The sequence below is a fragment of the Mycobacterium sp. 2YAF39 genome (assembly GCF_052114565.1).
Taxonomy (GTDB): Bacteria; Actinomycetota; Actinomycetes; order Mycobacteriales; family Mycobacteriaceae; genus Mycobacterium.
Map to the genome: position 1 here is coordinate 148,791 of NZ_JBFREZ010000006.1, position 14,441 is coordinate 163,231.

General features: G+C 67.1%; 16 protein-coding genes. 8 read left to right on the top strand and 8 right to left on the bottom strand.

The window, feature by feature from the left end; translation table 11 throughout:
• Positions 1–255: 255 nt before the first annotated feature.
• Both AB4Z42_RS18425 and AB4Z42_RS18430 read left to right on the top strand, forming a co-directional pair.
• Entirely contained in the window at positions 256–975 is a 720-nt protein-coding gene (locus tag AB4Z42_RS18425; RefSeq protein ID WP_442010658.1) for a TMEM165/GDT1 family protein, read from the top strand.
• 105 nt (positions 976–1,080) lie between these two features.
• Entirely contained in the window at positions 1,081–1,884 is an 804-nt protein-coding gene (locus tag AB4Z42_RS18430) for an SGNH/GDSL hydrolase family protein (protein WP_442010659.1), read from the top strand.
• Here AB4Z42_RS18430 and rlmB read toward each other — a convergent pair.
• Genes rlmB through carD form a run of 4 tightly spaced genes read right to left on the bottom strand, consistent with a single transcriptional unit; the run spans position 1,881 to position 5,216 of the window.
• Positions 1,881–2,822, bottom strand: coding sequence for a 23S rRNA (guanosine(2251)-2'-O)-methyltransferase RlmB (gene rlmB / locus AB4Z42_RS18435; RefSeq protein ID WP_442010660.1), 942 nt, complete (start codon positions 2,820–2,822; stop codon positions 1,881–1,883). The genes AB4Z42_RS18430 and rlmB overlap by 4 nt on opposite strands.
• Positions 2,822–4,222, bottom strand: coding sequence for a cysteine--tRNA ligase (gene cysS / locus AB4Z42_RS18440; protein WP_442010661.1), 1,401 nt, complete (start codon positions 4,220–4,222; stop codon positions 2,822–2,824). Before cysS ends, rlmB begins: the two co-directional genes overlap by 1 nt.
• Positions 4,223–4,242: 20 nt before the next feature.
• Positions 4,243–4,722, bottom strand: coding sequence for a 2-C-methyl-D-erythritol 2,4-cyclodiphosphate synthase (gene ispF / locus AB4Z42_RS18445; RefSeq protein WP_442010662.1), 480 nt, complete (start codon positions 4,720–4,722; stop codon positions 4,243–4,245).
• A 5-nt stretch (positions 4,723–4,727) separates the two neighbouring features.
• Positions 4,728–5,216: an RNA polymerase-binding transcription factor CarD gene (carD, locus tag AB4Z42_RS18450; RefSeq protein ID WP_014210625.1), complete on the bottom strand. Its 489-nt coding sequence runs from the start codon at positions 5,214–5,216 to the stop codon at positions 4,728–4,730.
• A gap of 260 nt (positions 5,217–5,476) precedes the next feature.
• Here carD and AB4Z42_RS18455 point away from each other — a divergent pair, with 260 nt between their 5' ends.
• The 3 genes from AB4Z42_RS18455 to disA all read left to right on the top strand — a co-directional run bounded on the left by AB4Z42_RS18455 (position 5,477) and on the right by disA (position 8,620).
• The gene (locus tag AB4Z42_RS18455) at positions 5,477–6,040 is read left to right on the top strand and encodes a hypothetical protein (protein WP_442010663.1); all 564 of its coding nucleotides are present in this window, start codon (positions 5,477–5,479) and stop codon (positions 6,038–6,040) included.
• 68 nt (positions 6,041–6,108) lie between these two features.
• On the top strand, positions 6,109–7,491 hold the full coding sequence (gene radA, locus AB4Z42_RS18460) for a DNA repair protein RadA (protein WP_442010664.1): 1,383 nt from the start codon (positions 6,109–6,111) through the stop codon (positions 7,489–7,491).
• Positions 7,492–7,501: 10 nt separating this feature from the next.
• Positions 7,502–8,620: a DNA integrity scanning diadenylate cyclase DisA gene (gene disA / locus AB4Z42_RS18465; protein WP_442010665.1), complete on the top strand. Its 1,119-nt coding sequence runs from the start codon at positions 7,502–7,504 to the stop codon at positions 8,618–8,620.
• Here disA and AB4Z42_RS18470 read toward each other — a convergent pair.
• Positions 8,617–9,381 carry a hypothetical protein gene (locus AB4Z42_RS18470; protein WP_442010666.1) on the bottom strand — a complete coding sequence of 255 codons (765 nt, stop codon included), beginning with the start codon at positions 9,379–9,381 and terminating at the stop codon, positions 8,617–8,619. The two genes, disA and AB4Z42_RS18470, sit on opposite strands and share 4 nt — an antisense overlap.
• A 93-nt stretch (positions 9,382–9,474) precedes the next feature.
• On the bottom strand, positions 9,475–10,095 hold the full coding sequence (locus tag AB4Z42_RS18475; RefSeq protein WP_442010667.1) for a carbonic anhydrase: 621 nt from the start codon (positions 10,093–10,095) through the stop codon (positions 9,475–9,477).
• On the opposite strand from AB4Z42_RS18475, the gene AB4Z42_RS18480 reads away from it, so the two are divergent.
• Both AB4Z42_RS18480 and AB4Z42_RS18485 read left to right on the top strand, forming a co-directional pair.
• Positions 10,094–10,963, top strand: a complete 870-nt coding sequence (locus tag AB4Z42_RS18480) for an A/G-specific adenine glycosylase (RefSeq protein WP_442010668.1) — start codon at positions 10,094–10,096, stop codon at positions 10,961–10,963. The genes AB4Z42_RS18475 and AB4Z42_RS18480 overlap by 2 nt on opposite strands.
• Before the next feature lie 13 nt (positions 10,964–10,976).
• On the top strand, positions 10,977–12,335 hold the full coding sequence (locus tag AB4Z42_RS18485; protein ID WP_442010669.1) for an adenylate/guanylate cyclase domain-containing protein: 1,359 nt from the start codon (positions 10,977–10,979) through the stop codon (positions 12,333–12,335).
• 54 nt (positions 12,336–12,389) lie between these two features.
• On the opposite strand, the gene AB4Z42_RS18490 is transcribed toward AB4Z42_RS18485, so the two are convergent.
• The gene (locus AB4Z42_RS18490) at positions 12,390–13,370 is read right to left on the bottom strand and encodes a helix-turn-helix domain-containing protein (RefSeq protein WP_442010670.1); all 981 of its coding nucleotides are present in this window, start codon (positions 13,368–13,370) and stop codon (positions 12,390–12,392) included.
• Between the two features lie 71 nt (positions 13,371–13,441).
• Here AB4Z42_RS18490 and AB4Z42_RS18495 point away from each other — a divergent pair, with 71 nt between their 5' ends.
• Positions 13,442–13,693 carry a hypothetical protein gene (locus tag AB4Z42_RS18495; RefSeq protein WP_442010671.1) on the top strand — a complete coding sequence of 84 codons (252 nt, stop codon included), beginning with the start codon at positions 13,442–13,444 and terminating at the stop codon, positions 13,691–13,693.
• On the opposite strand, the gene AB4Z42_RS18500 is transcribed toward AB4Z42_RS18495, so the two are convergent.
• Positions 13,667–14,437: an alpha/beta fold hydrolase gene (locus tag AB4Z42_RS18500; protein ID WP_442010672.1), complete on the bottom strand. Its 771-nt coding sequence runs from the start codon at positions 14,435–14,437 to the stop codon at positions 13,667–13,669. The genes AB4Z42_RS18495 and AB4Z42_RS18500 overlap by 27 nt on opposite strands.
• Positions 14,438–14,441 lie beyond the last annotated feature (4 nt).

Here is a 14,441-nt window from a genome sequence, read left to right on the forward strand (position 1 = left end):
GGTGGATAACGTAATTCAGCTCACCAAGGTTGCGTGCGGCCCCCACGGCGGTTAGGCTGCCTAATAGCGAAGGGGAGTAGCCCCCAATCGAATGGTCGACACACTGGCCTTGCGGCGAAATCCGCGAAGCCCGGCCACTCGAACCGGCGATATTCACCGGTGGGCGAGACCTTCGGCCGTATAGACCATTGTGGTTGCCGGCCGGAGGCGTCATATCGAATCCCCCGGAGGCAGCCAGAGACGTAGGAGTTGCTGGTGATCGCCGCTCTGCTGTTCAGTTTCGCCGTGATCTTCGTCGCCGAGCTGGGTGATAAGACCCAGCTCGTGGCGATGATGTTCGCGCTGCGCTACCGCTGGTGGGTCGTGCTGTCGGCAATCACGACGGCGACCATCGCGGTACATCTGCTTTCCGTTGCCATCGGCCACTATTTGGGCGCTGCCCTGCCGACGCATCTGCTCGGGATCCTCGCCGGTGTGGCGTTCCTGCTCTTCGGCCTATGGACACTGCGCGGGGACAGCCTGAGTGAGAGCGAGACCAGCCGCGCCGAACGCGCCACCGCACCTGCATTCTTCGTGGTCGTGTCCGCGTTCGTGCTCGCCGAGCTCGGTGACAAGACGATGCTCGCCACCGTCACCCTGGCCGCGGATCGGGACTGGGTGGGCGTCTGGTTGGGTTCGACGTTGGGCATGGTGGTCGCCGACGGGCTGGCGATACTCGTGGGCGTGGTCGCGGGTAAGCACCTGCCCGAGCGGATCATCCAGGTCGTCGCCGCCGCCCTGTTCCTTGTCTTCGGTATCTACATGCTGGCCGAAGCCGCATTCCCGTCGGCATCGGTATTCGTCATCGCGGGGGCCGCGATCACCGCGGTCATTCTGTTCGGCGGGATCCTGCGCGCACTGCCGGAGCGGTGGCGCCCCGCGGTTATGAAGCCGGCCAAGGAGCCAGCGCGAGAGTCGTTGCCGCACAGCGAGTAGCTCCCGGTTACCGCAGTCCAAACAACAGGCGGACACTGAACGTCGATTCGGCCACCACCGGCGCTGCGGGGTGCGCGCGGCCGTAGCATCCGTCAAATTGGTGTCATGGCTGTGTCTCAATCGCCAGCTCCGCCGGCGGTGTTCAGCAGGTACGTGGCACTCGGAGATTCGTTCACCGAGGGTTGCGGCGACCCCAGCTCTACCCATCCGAACGGGTTGCGCGGATGGGCCGATCGGGTGGCTGAGGTGCTCGCACAGGGCAATCCCGAGATGCGCTACGCCAATCTGGCGGTGCGTGGTCGCACCATGGACGAGATCCTCGACGAGCAGATCCAGGCCGCGGTGATGCTCGAACCAGACATCGTCACGATCTACGCAGGCATGAACGATCTGCTGATGGTGCGCAACGACATCGACGCGATGATGGCGCGCTTCGCGGATGCGCTGAAGACGCTTCAGCAGAGCGGCGCGGTGGTGCTCACCTTCACGGCAGCCGACCTGGGCACAGTGCCCTTGTTCCGCCGGCTGCGCGGCCGCGCCGCGATCTACAACGAGTTGCTGCGCACCGTCGTCGACGACCTCGGTCTGCAGCTGGTGGACTTCTGGCGATTCGCAGAATTTCGCGACCCCCGACTGTGGGACGGCGACCGCATCCACCTTTCGCAGCTGGGCCACGAACGGATGGCCGCCAAAGTGCTTGACACGCTGACTGTTCCGCACAACCTCACCTCACGCTCGGCCGCGCTTCTCGCGTCGTCACCGCCGGCACGCAGTTGGTGGCAGAACCTGCGATGGGCCACGGCGTTCGCCGCGCCATGGGTGGCACGTCGGCTACGGCGGGTCACGCCGGGCGCCGGCATCGAACCGAAGTTGCCTGCGCTGACCGAGGTGTTCGCGCCCGCGCGTTAACTCCGGCGCTGGCGGGCGATCTCGGCGAGGACCACGCCTGCGGCCACCGAGGCATTCAGCGATTCCGTCGGGCCCGCCATGGGGATGGATACGATGGCATCGCAGTTCTCCCGGACCAGCCGGGACAGTCCCTTGCCCTCGGAACCGACGACGACGAGTATCGGGCCCGAACCGTCCAGTTCGTCGACCGTGATGTCACCTTCGGCGTCCAGTCCCACCACCTGCAGGCCCGCGTTGGCCCAATCCTTGAGCGTGCGATTGAGATTCGTTGCCCTGGCAACCGGCAGCCTCGCCGCCGCACCCGCGCTGGTGCGCCATGCGACCGCGGTCACCGATGCCGATCGCCGCTGGGGGATCAGCACGCCGTGGCCGCCGAATGCGGATACCGACCGCACGATGGCGCCGAGGTTGCGCGGGTCGGAGATGTTGTCCAGGGCGACGAGCAGCGCGGGCGACACGTCCGTCGTCGCCGTCTTCAACATGTCGTCGGGATGCGCGTATACGTACGGCGGCACCTGCAACGCGATGCCCTGGTGCAAACCGTTGGTGCTCATCCGGTCGAGATCGATCCGCGGCACCTCGAGAATTGCTATGCCGGAATCAGCTGCCCTCGTTACGGATTCGGTGAGACGCTCGTCGGATTCAGCGCCGAGCGCGACGTAGAGCGCGCTGGCGGGAACACCCGCGCGCAGGCATTCCAAAACGGGGTTGCGCCCGAGCACCAGTTCGACGTCGTCTGTCTTGCGCTGACGGCCGCGCTGCTGTCTGGCAGCCTTCGCGGCGCGTTTCGCCGCTGGATGATGGGCGCGATCCTTGGCGGGCGGCGTCGCGCCCTTACCTTCGAGACCGCGTCGGCGTACACCGCCCGATCCGACGGTCGGCCCCTTCTTGGTGCCGGGTTTGCGTATGGCGCCACGGCGTTTGGAGTTTCCGGCCATTACTTGGTGTAACCGTCCAACAGTGTCCATTGCGGTCCGTCGCCGGTGTCGGTGACTTCGATCCCGGCCTCCTTGAGGCGGTCGCGGATCGCGTCGGCCTCAGCCCAGTCACGCCGTGTCCGGGCGTCGGCCCGTCGCTGCACCTCGGCCTGCACGAGCACGTCGACGGCGGCAAGTGCGGCAGAGGTTTCGTCCTTGGACTCCCAGCGCTCGTCGAGCGGGTCGGCGCCGAGGATGCCCATCATGGTGCGGATCGACATCGCCTGGGCCAGTGCCGTTTCGTGGTCGCCGGCGTCCAGTGCGCGGTTGCCCTCGGCACGGGCGGCGTGGACCTCTGCAAGCGCGATCGGCACCGCGAGATCGTCGTCAAGTGCCGCCGCGAATTTCGGGGTCCACTCGCCCGGCACCACCGCGCCCACCCGGTTCCGCACGCGGTGCAGGAAATCCTCGATACCCGAGTAGGCCTTCGCGGCGTCCTGCAGTGCGGTCTCACTGAACTCCAGCATCGACCTGTAATGCGCGCTGCCGAGGTAGTAGCGAAGTTCTGCGGCCCGAACACGTTGCAGCACAGCCGGTATCGCCAGGACGTTACCCAGGGACTTGCTCATCTTCTCGCCGCCCATGGTCACCCAGCCGTTGTGTAACCAGAGCCGTGCGAACGGATCGCCGACGGCCTCGGCCTGCGCTATCTCGTTCTCGTGGTGCGGGAACACGAGGTCCATACCGCCCGCGTGGATGTCGAATTCGGCACCGAGGTATGCCTCGCACATGGCGACGCATTCGGTGTGCCAGCCCGGCCTGCCACGACCCCACGGCGTCGGCCAGGACGGTTCGCCCGGTTTCGCGCCCTTCCACAGCGTGAAGTCGCGTTCATCGCGCTTGCCGGTCGCGACGCCCTCACCCTGATGCACGTCGTCGATCCGGTGGCCCGAGAGTTTTCCGTAGTCGGACAGGCTGAGCACGTTGAAGTAGACGTCCCCGCCCCCGACGTAGGCGTGCCCGCGCTCGATCAGGCGCTCGATCAACTCGATGATCTGGGTGATGTGTCCGGTGGCCCGCGGCTCTGCCGACGGCGGAAGCACGCCCAGCGCGTCGTACGCGGCCGAGAACGCACGCTCGTAGGTGGCCGCCCACTCCCACCACGGCCTGCCCGCGTCGGCGGCCTTGTTGAGGATCTTGTCGTCGATGTCGGTGACATTGCGGATGAACGCGACGTCGTAGCCCTTCGCCATCAGCCAGCGGCGCAGGACGTCGAACGCCACGCCGCTGCGGACGTGCCCGATATGGGGCAGGCCCTGGACGGTGGCACCACAGAGATAGATGGAGACGTGCCCGGGCCGCACCGGCACGAAGTCACGGACGGCGCCCGTCATCGTGTCGTATAGCCGCAGGTCGGTCACGACGGGCCAGCTTACCGGGCCTATTCGGGGCCAACGACCAAGGCGGTCGCGATGGCGGCCAAACCTTCACCCCGGCCCGTCAGTCCCAGGCCGTCGGTCGTGGTCGCCGACACCGAAACCGGGGCCCCGATGAGTTCGGACAGCAACGTCTGCGCCTCGGCCCTGCGCGGGCCCACCTTCGGCCGATTGCCGATGACCTGTACGGCGGCGTTGCCGACGCGATACCCCTGCTCCGTCAGGAGCCCACGCACGTGCCTGAGCATGTCCGCGCCGCTGGCATCGCGCCATTCGGGACGTCCGGTGCCGAACACCTCACCGAGATCGCCGAGTCCGGCCGCGGACAGCAGGGCATCACACAACGCATGAGCTGCGACATCGCCGTCGGAATGTCCGGCGCAGCCGTCCCCGTCAGCGAACAACAGACACAGCAACCAACAGGGCCTATCGGCCTGAATCGGGTGTACGTCGGTACCGAGCCCGACTCTGGGCAGGCTCGTCATGGCCGTCAGGAGGCGGCAGCAAGTGCCTCGTCGAGAATGGTCGCAGCCTTCTCGTCGTCGGTGTTCTCCGCCAGCGCAAGCTCACCGACGAGGATCTGACGCGCCTTGGCCAGCATCCGCTTCTCGCCTGCGGACAGCCCACGCTCCTGATCACGACGCCACAGGTCGCGGACGACCTCGGCCACCTTGTTCACGTCGCCGGAGGCCAGCTTCTCGAGATTGGCCTTGTAGCGGCGCGACCAGTTGGTCGGCTCTTCGGTATGCGGGGCGCGGAGCACCTGGAACACCTTGTCGAGGCCCTCTTGCCCGACCACGTCGCGAACGCCCACGTACTCGGCGTTGTCGGCGGGGACTCGGACGGTGAGGTCTCCCTGGGAAACCTTCAAGACGAGGTATTCCTTCTGTTCGCCTTTGATGGTCCGGGTTTCAATAGCCTCGATCAATGCGGCACCGTGGTGTGGATAGACGACGGTGTCTCCGACCTTGAAAATCATCAGATTAGAGCCCCTTTCACAACTCAATGTTAGCACGGTGCCCAGACAGACGTGGAACAACGGTGCAGGTCAGGGGCACTGCAGGTGAACGCGGGGGGTTGACAGGGCGATAAATACGTGCCACACGCAGGCGCCATTACCGAAACTGTGGACCGTGCGTCGCCCCTCAGCTACCGCCCACAACGCGCACCTACTACAGTTCATAGTCGAACCTCGCGACCGGTGTCTCGGTCGCCTCGCCGGTCGAGCAGGAGGCACGTGTGGACCGCTTCAAACTGGCCGCCTGTGGACTGGCCGCCGCCGTCGTGCTGAGCGGCTGCGGAGCCGGGCAGGTTTCCCAGACCGCCACCCAGCAGGCCGCGGTTAACGGCACCAGCGCAAACATCGGCACAGTCGCGGTGCGAAACGCTCACATCCGGGCCACGCAGACGACGGATTACGTCGAGCCGGGCCGTGAGGTCGAACTGCTCTTCGTCGCTTCCAACGACTCGCCGGACGTCAACGACAAGCTGGTGTCGATCACCTCCGACGTCGGAACCGTGTCGCTGACCGGAGACACCAGCCTGCCAGCGTCGGGCACGCTGGTCGTCGGGGCGCCCGACGGGCAAATCACCGGGCTTGACGCCATCGAGACCGCCGAAGCCGCACAGGCCACGGTGCAGCTGTCCAAACCGATCACCAACGGCCTCACCTACAACTTCACCTTCACGTTCGAGAAGAGCGGCGAGGGCACGGTGTCCGTGCCGATCTCGGCCGGTGAAAGCCCCCGCCGTGAAGAAGCGATCGAGGCCGATCACTCCGAGGGCGGCGAAGGCGGTCACTGACCGCAGAACTCCGGCGACACGGCTCCTCACCACGCGTTTCTGTCAGTCCCTGCGGCTACCGTCTGGTCGTGGCCAAAGCACGCTCGCAGTATCGCTGCTCGGAATGCCACCACGTCACCGCGAAGTGGGTGGGCCGCTGTTCGGACTGCGGCACCTGGGGCACGGTCGACGAAATGGCGGTGCTCGCCGCGGTCAACGGCTCATCGATGCGGCGTGCGGTCGCCCCGACCTCGCCCGCCGTACCGATCAGCTCGATCGATCCCGGCCACACCCGGCATTTCCACACCGGCATCACCGAACTGGACAGGGTTCTCGGTGGCGGGGTCGTCCCCGGGTCGGTGACGCTGCTGGCGGGTGACCCCGGGGTCGGGAAGTCGACGCTGTTGCTGGAGGTCGCGCACCGGTGGGCGGAGGCCGGCAAGCGCTCGCTGTATCTGTCGGGCGAGGAATCGGCTGGGCAGATCCGGATGCGCGCCGAACGCACCGGTTGTACCCATGACGAGGTCTACCTCGCCGCCGAATCGGATCTGCAGATGGCACTTGGCCATATCGACGCGGTGCAGCCCAGCCTCGTGGTCGTCGACTCGGTGCAGACCATGTCCACGACGGAAGCCGACGGCGTCACCGGCGGCGTCACACAAGTGCGCGCGGTCACCACGACGCTGACCATGGCCGCGAAAACCTCTGGCGTGGCGATGATCCTGGTCGGCCACGTCACCAAGGACGGCGCGATCGCCGGGCCGCGCTCGCTCGAGCATCTGGTCGACGTCGTACTTCACTTCGAGGGCGATCGGCAGTCGTCGCTCCGCATGGTCCGCGGCGTGAAGAACCGGTTCGGCGCCGCCGATGAGGTCGGTTGTTTTCTGTTGCACGACAACGGAATCGAATGTGTTTCCGATCCGTCGGCGCTGTTTCGCGATCAGCGACCCAAGCCGGTGTCGGGTACCGCAGTCACCGTCGCGCTCGACGGTAAGCGTCCGCTGATCGGCGAGGTGCAGGCACTGCTCGGATCACCCGCAAGCGGCTCGCCGCGGCGCGCGGTCAGCGGCATCGACTCGTCGCGCGCGGCCATGATCACCGCGGTGCTCGAGAAGCGGGCGAAGCTTCCCGTCGGCGCCAACGACATCTATCTGTCGACCGTGGGGGGTATGCGGTTGACGGATCCATCGGCGGATCTTGCGGTGGCGCTGGCGATCGCGTCGTCGTGCATGGACCTGCCCATGCCCGCCGCGGCGGTGGCCATCGGAGAGGTTGGCCTTGCCGGCGACCTGCGCCGCGTCGCGGGTATGGACCGGCGGCTGGCCGAGGCCGCCCGGCTGGGCTTCACCTCGGCGGTGGTGCCTCCTGGCGTGACGACCGTGCCTGCCGGGCTGCGTGCGATTCCGGCGGACGATATCGGGGCGGCATTGCGGGTGTTGCGGCAGATCGCGCACAATAGCGGCCAATCCTAGGAGGGGAACGATGGCCGTGAAGGCGGGTGGGCGGTCGAGCCGCACCGTTGTGCAGCTGGCCCGGCCGACGCTGCGCGAGACGATCTCCCGGCTTGCCCCGGGGACCGCGCTGCGCGACGGGCTCGAGCGCATCCTTCGCGGCCGCACCGGCGCCCTGATCCTCGTCGGCTACGACGACAGCGTCGAGGCGATCTGCGACGGCGGCTTCTCGCTCGACGTCCGTTATGCGCCAACGCGACTGCGCGAGCTTTCGAAGATGGACGGCGCTGTGGTCCTCTCCAGCGACGGTAGCCGCATCCTGCGGGCCAACGTCCAGTTGGTGCCCGATCCGTCGATCCCCACCGAAGAATCGGGCACCCGGCACCGGTCGGCGGAGCGCACGGCCATCCAGACCGGCTATCCGGTGATCTCGGTGAGCCACTCCATGAGCATCGTGACCGTCTACGTGGCAGGCGAGCGCCACGTGATCCCCGATTCCGCGACCATCCTCTCGCGCGCCAACCAGACCATCGACACGCTGGAGCGCTACAAGACCCGCCTCGACGAGGTCAGCAGGCAGCTGTCGACAGCAGAGATCGAAGACTTCGTCACGCTGCGCGACGTGATGACACTGGTGCAGCGGCAGGAGATGGTCCGGCGCATCAGCCTCGAACTCGACAGCGACGTGGTCGAACTCGGCACCGACGGGCGCCAGCTGCGGCTGCAGCTCGAGGAGCTGGTCGGCGACAACGACACCGCGCGCGAGCTGATCGTGCGCGACTATCACGCCAACCCCGACCCGCCGACCGCAGCGCAGGTGAGCGCAACGCTGGAGGAGCTGGATCAGCTCTCCGATAACGAGCTGCTTGACTTCACCACTCTGGCAAGGGTTTTCGGCTACCCCTCGACCGCTGAGGCGCAGGATTCCGCGATGAGTTCGCGCGGCTATCGCGCCATGGCGGGCATTCCGAGGCTGCAGTTCGCCCACGTCGACCTGCTGGTGCGCTCATTCGGCTCCCTGCAGGGCCTGCTGGCCGCGAGTGCGGGCGATTTGCAGAACGTCGAGGGCATCGGCTCGATGTGGGCACGCCACATCCGAGAAGGGCTGTCGCAGTTGGCCGAATCGACGATCGCCGATCGGCTGGCCTAGCCGACCGCGGCAGGCGGCGGCGCACCCTCAGCCGGCGGTGGCGCCGGAGCGGGCTGGGCGAGCATGAACGGGACCGTCGCCGAGCGCAGGTTGCCCAGCTGGACCACGAGGTTGTACGTCCCCGGCCCGATCGGTTGACGCGGCAGCGGGCAGTTCGGTGCCGATCCCATGCCGGTCCAGGTCACCTCTGTCGTCACCTGCTCACCGGGCTGGAACGTCTTGACCAGTGTCTCGTTGGACGGCGCACAGTCCAGGTTCGACCACAGCCGAACGTTATCCAGCCCGTAGACGTACGCGGCCAGTACCGCTGCGCCCACATCGCGCTTACATGCCACCAGGCCGATGTTGGTCACGACCATCGTGAACTTCGGCTGATCGCCGACGACGTACTGCGGCTGATTCGTAATGCCCTTGACCGCCAGCGTCGAATCCGGGCAGTCGTCACCCTCGTTGAGCACGGGCGCCGGTGCAACGGCCGCGGTGGGCGTCGGGGTGGGCGGCGGCGCGTTCTGCGGCGGCGGCACAATCGGTGTCTTGACTTCGGGGTTCTCCCCCGGCAGCGGTGTCGGTGGGGCCGCTGCGGGCTGAGACTGTTCAGCGCTCGTGTTCTCGGGGCTCGACGAACCGCCCGTCGTCTTCACGATCACGACCACCAGCGCGGCGACGACGCCGATCACTACTACCGCGATGCCCAACGCCAAAGCTCGGCGACGCCAGTAAATCTGCGTGGGTAGCGGGCCCTGCGGTTCTAGATCCAGCACAATCCAAACGGTAAGCCCAGGTCATGCCTGTTCGTCCGAGGTCGCTCGGCGTGTCGCGCGATGAGCGCTTGCGCGAAGAGCAAACAGCGGGCGTCAGGCTTCACCTATGTCGCCGACGTGGTCCCGCAAAACAACACGGCCGTCGGCCAGATGGTAGGTCAGCCCGACGATCGCCAGGCCGCCCGATGCGATCCGTTCGGCGATGGACGTCGACCGGGCCACCAGCTGTGTGCCGGTCTCGGTGACGTGCCGGGCCTCGAACTCGTCGACCCTGCTCAAGCCGTCGCGGCGCCCCAACAGGATCGACGGCATCACGCGCTCGACGATGTCGCGGACGTAGCCGCCGGGTACCGCGCCGTTGTCGAGCGCGTCCAGCGTCGCCTTCACCGCGCCGCAGCTGTCGTGGCCGAGCACCGCGATCAGCGGCACGTTGAGCACGGTGACCGCGTATTCGATCGAGCCGAGCACGGCCGAGTCGATGACGTGGCCCGCGGTCCGGACCACGAACATGTCGCCGAGACCCTGATCGAAGATGAGTTCGGCGGCCACCCGGCTGTCTCCGCATCCGAACACCACCGCGGTGGGCTTCTGTGCCGCGGCCAGGCTGGCCCGGTGCTCGATCCCCTGGCTCGGGTGCTCGGGCTTACCCGCGACGAAACGCTCGTTACCCTCTTTGAGTGCTTTCCACGCGGTCACTGGGCTGGTGTTGGGCATGAGCGACATTCTGCCGCAATTGCTCGATTGGTATGACCGCGAGCAGCGCGACCTGCCTTGGCGGCGACCAGGCGTCACGCCCTGGCAAATTCTGGTCAGCGAATTCATGTTGCAGCAGACACCTGTCGCCCGTGTCGAGCCGATCTGGCTGGCGTGGATCGCGCGCTGGCCGACCCCCTCGGCAACCGCCGCTGCGAGCGCCGCTGACGTGCTGCGCGCGTGGGGCAAACTCGGCTACCCGCGCCGCGCCAAGAGGTTGCACGAGTGCGCGACGGTGATCGCGACCGAACACGGTGACGCGGTGCCGTCCGACATCGAAACCCTGTTGACACTTCCCGGCGTCGGTACGTACACCGCCAGGGCAGTCGCCTGCTTCGCCTACCGCAAGCGGGTGCCCGTCGTCGACACGAACGTCCGCCGGGTGGTGGCCCGCGTGGTGCATGGCCGCGCGGACTCCCCGGCGTCCGTCCGCGACCTCGAAGACGTCGCGGCCCTGCTACCCGATAGCCCCGACGCGCCACGGTTTTCGGTGGCTCTGATGGAGCTCGGAGCGACGGTGTGCACGGCGCGCGCGCCCCGGTGCGGACTGTGTCCGTTGAGCGTCTGCGCGTGGCGCTCGGCCGGCTACCCGGCGGCCGCGGCTCCCGTCCGACGGGCTCAGCGGTATGCCGGGACCGACCGTCAGGTGCGCGGGCGACTGCTGGATGTGTTGCGCGGCAACCACTCTCCGGTATCGAGGGCGCAGCTCGACGTGGCGTGGCTCACCGATACCGCTCAGCGGGATCGTGCCCTGGATTCGCTTCTGATCGACGGCCTGGTCGAGCAGACCGCAGACGGGCGGTTTGCGCTTGCGGGAGAAGGCGACTAGCTAACCTTGTCCTGTGGCTGTGACCGGTTCGGGGGCGCCGCGGACTCGCTACGCATCGCGTGGCGACCTGGACATTGCGTATCAGGTACTCGGGGACGGACCCTTCGACGTGGTCGTCATGCCGGGGCCCTTCATCCCGATCGACTCCATCGACGCCGAGCCCTCGATGTACCGCTTTCACCGTCGGGTCTCGTCGTTCTGCAGGCTGATCAGGTTCGATCACCGCGGTATGGGGATGTCTTCGCGGATCGGGGCCGACAAGATCACCCCGGCCTGCTGGGCCGAGGACGTCGTCGCGGTGATGGACGCCGTCGGCTCCGAGCAGGCGACGATCTTCGCCTCGGGATTCACGGCGATGAGCGCGCTCTTTCTGGCGGGCGACCGACCGGAGCGGGTGTCCAAGCTGGTGATCGTCAACGGTGCCGCGCGGGCGCTGTGGGCGCCGGACTACGACGTGGGATCGCGCGCGCATGTGACGAATCCGTTCACCACGGTGGCGATCGAACCCGACGCTGTGGAGCAGGGCTTCGATGTGCTGGCCTACCTCGCGCCGTCGATCGCGGACGACGGCGCGTTCCGCACCTGGTGGGACGCCGCGGGTAACCGTGCGGCGTCGCCGAGTATGGCGCGCAGATCGAGCCAGGCGCTCGCCGAGGGCGACGTGCGGGACAAGCTGGCACACGTCATCGCGCCGACGCTGGTCCTGCATCGCAGGGATACGGCGTTCGTCCCTGTCGGGCACGGCCGGTATCTGGCCGAACACATCGCAGGCGCCCGCTACGTCGAATTGCCGGGCGCGGACGCACTGTACTGGGTCGGCGACAGTGCGCCGATCATCGACGAGATCGAAGAGTTCATCACGGGGACCCGCGGCGGTGCGGAATTCGAAAGAGTCCTGACCACAATCGTGTTCACCGACATCGTCGGTTCGACTCAGCGCGCGGCGGCCCTTGGCGACGATCGCTGGCATGCCCTGCTCGACAACCACGACAGCCTCGTCCGACGCGAGCTCGAGCGGTTCCGGGGAATCGAGGTCAACACCGTCGGCGACGGATTCGTGGCTATGTTCCCCAGTCCCAGCGCGGCCATCCAGTGCGCGTCCGCGATCGTCGACTGTGTCGGGGTACTGGGCATCGAGGTTCGGGTCGGCATCCACGCGGGCGAGGTCGAGGTGCGTGGTGACGATATCGCCGGGATGGCCGTGCACATCGGCGCGCGGGTGGGGGCGCTGGCCGGACCCAGTGAGGTGCTCGTGTCCTCGACGGTCCGCGAGATAGTCACGGGCTCGCGGCAGGCGTTCGACGATCGCGGCGAGCACGACCTCAAGGGTGTGCCGGGGCACTGGCGGGTGTACGCCCTGGTGCGCGAATAGTTCAGGCTAGCGTCGGATTGAGCTGGAATCCGCCGATCGGCACCGATTCATGCCTCAGGCGGAAGCCGCGGCCGCCCCGTCGTCGCCTGCACAGCAGAACCTGCGCCGATAGTCCGACGGCGTCACCCCGATGACCCGGCGGAAGTGATGACGAAGGAGCGTGGCAGTGCCGAAGCCGGAACGCTCGGCGATGCGGTCGACGTCCAGGTCGGTTTCCTCGAGCAGGGTGCGTGCATAGAGCACGCGCTGGTCGGTCACCCATTGCATCGGTGTGCGGCCGGTCTCCTCGACGAATCTGCGCGCGAACGTGCGTGCCGACATGTGCGCGCGGTCGGCAAGAGTGGCGACGGTGTGCGGCTGGTCGAGGTTGGACAGGAGCCAGTCCAGGTGCGGCGCAAAGCGTTCCGAGCACCGCACTGGTATCGGTTGATCGATGTACTGCCGTTGGCCGCCGTCGCGCTGCGGTGGCACCACCATCCGGCGCGCAATCTTGTTGGTGACGTCACTGCCGAGTTCGCGACGGACCAGATGCAGGCACGCGTCGATGCCCGCCGCGGTACCGGCGCTGGTGATCAGGTTCCCGTCATCGACGAAGAGCACGTTGCGGTCGACCTTCGCGGTCGGATACTGACGGGCCAGGTCGTCCGCGTGCATCCAGTGCGTGGTGCACGGCCTGCCGTCGAGCAGGCCCGCGGCACCCGCGACGAACGCCCCCGAGCACACCGTGAGGATGATCGACCCGGATTCCGCGGCCGCCCTCACCGCCTCGAGCGCTTCGGGCAGGTAATCGGTTCCGGCGATCGCGGGGATCGCCACCAGGTCGACGCCCAGCAGGTCGTCCAGCCCGTGATCAGGGGTGATCGTGGCGCCGACGGAGGTCCGTAATGGCTTGCCTGCCTCTGGTCCGCACACCTTGAAGTCGAAGTTCGGCACCCCATCCGCGGAGCGGTCGATTCCGAACACCTCGCAGATGACGCCGAACTCGAATACCGCAAGACCGCCGAGCACCAGCGTCGATACGCTCTTCAATGCCATGGCAGCATTTTATCCTAAGGTGTCCTTCCTGCCACTGTTGGCGGGATCTTTCGCAGCGGAGCATTACTGCCATGACCACTGCACTCGCCTTTCTCATATTGATCTCCCCCTTTGCGATCGCAGCGGCGCTCATGTGGGCCGCACACAGCACCGGTTCGCTGCGACTGCGACTCGACCAGTTCCGGATGGCCGGCCCGATGTCAGGCCGGTTCGAGGACGACCGCGACGCCTACCGTGTCGAGCACGACATCGACGCCGTCCGCACGCGCTTCGAGAAGCAGCCGTTCTGGCCGACCTCAGGCGCGATCAGCGAGGGCCGCTAGAAACGACTCGACCGCGTCTTGGTAGACCTGCGCCGCATCGTCGTGGATCAGGTGACCGGCTCCTGGCACGTGGACGTACGTGGTCCGGTAGCCGGTTTCCGCCATCGTGAGCATCTGCCCCGCTGGCGCCACGGAGTTGCCCGCCTCCATCAACAGTGAGGGCACCCGAACTTGCGACCACTGGTGCCAGTAGTCGCGGTTACCCCATTCGGCGGCGATCTCGATCCAGGTCTTCGGGTGGCCGTGCAGCCGCCATCCGGTGGCGGTGCGGTCGAACGCCTCGAGGAAGTACTGGCCGGCCACCGGCCCGAACTCGTCGTAAACCCTTTGCGCGGTGTCGAATTCGACTGGTAGCGCATGCAGCCACGGTTCCCACGGTCCGGTGGTTCGACCGCGAAAATCCGGTGCCATGTCCTCGATGACGAGTCCGCGAACCAGCTCTGGCCGGCTCGCCGCCAGACACCAGGAGTGCAGCGCGCCCATCGAGTGGCCGACCATCACGGCCGGGGCGCCCAGCTCCTCGACTGCCGCGCCGAGGTCGTCGACGAACCGCTCGGTGCTGATCGGAAACGGGTCGTCCACGTCGCGGCCGCGGTGCCATGGAGCGTCGTAGGTGTACACCGCCCCGAGACGAGCCAGCCACGGCACCTGCCGCGACCACGTGCTGCCCCGGCCCATCAGGCCGTGCACGAGTACCAGCGGCTCACCCTCGCCGCCACGGGGCGTCAGCAAGACGGGGGCCATGGGA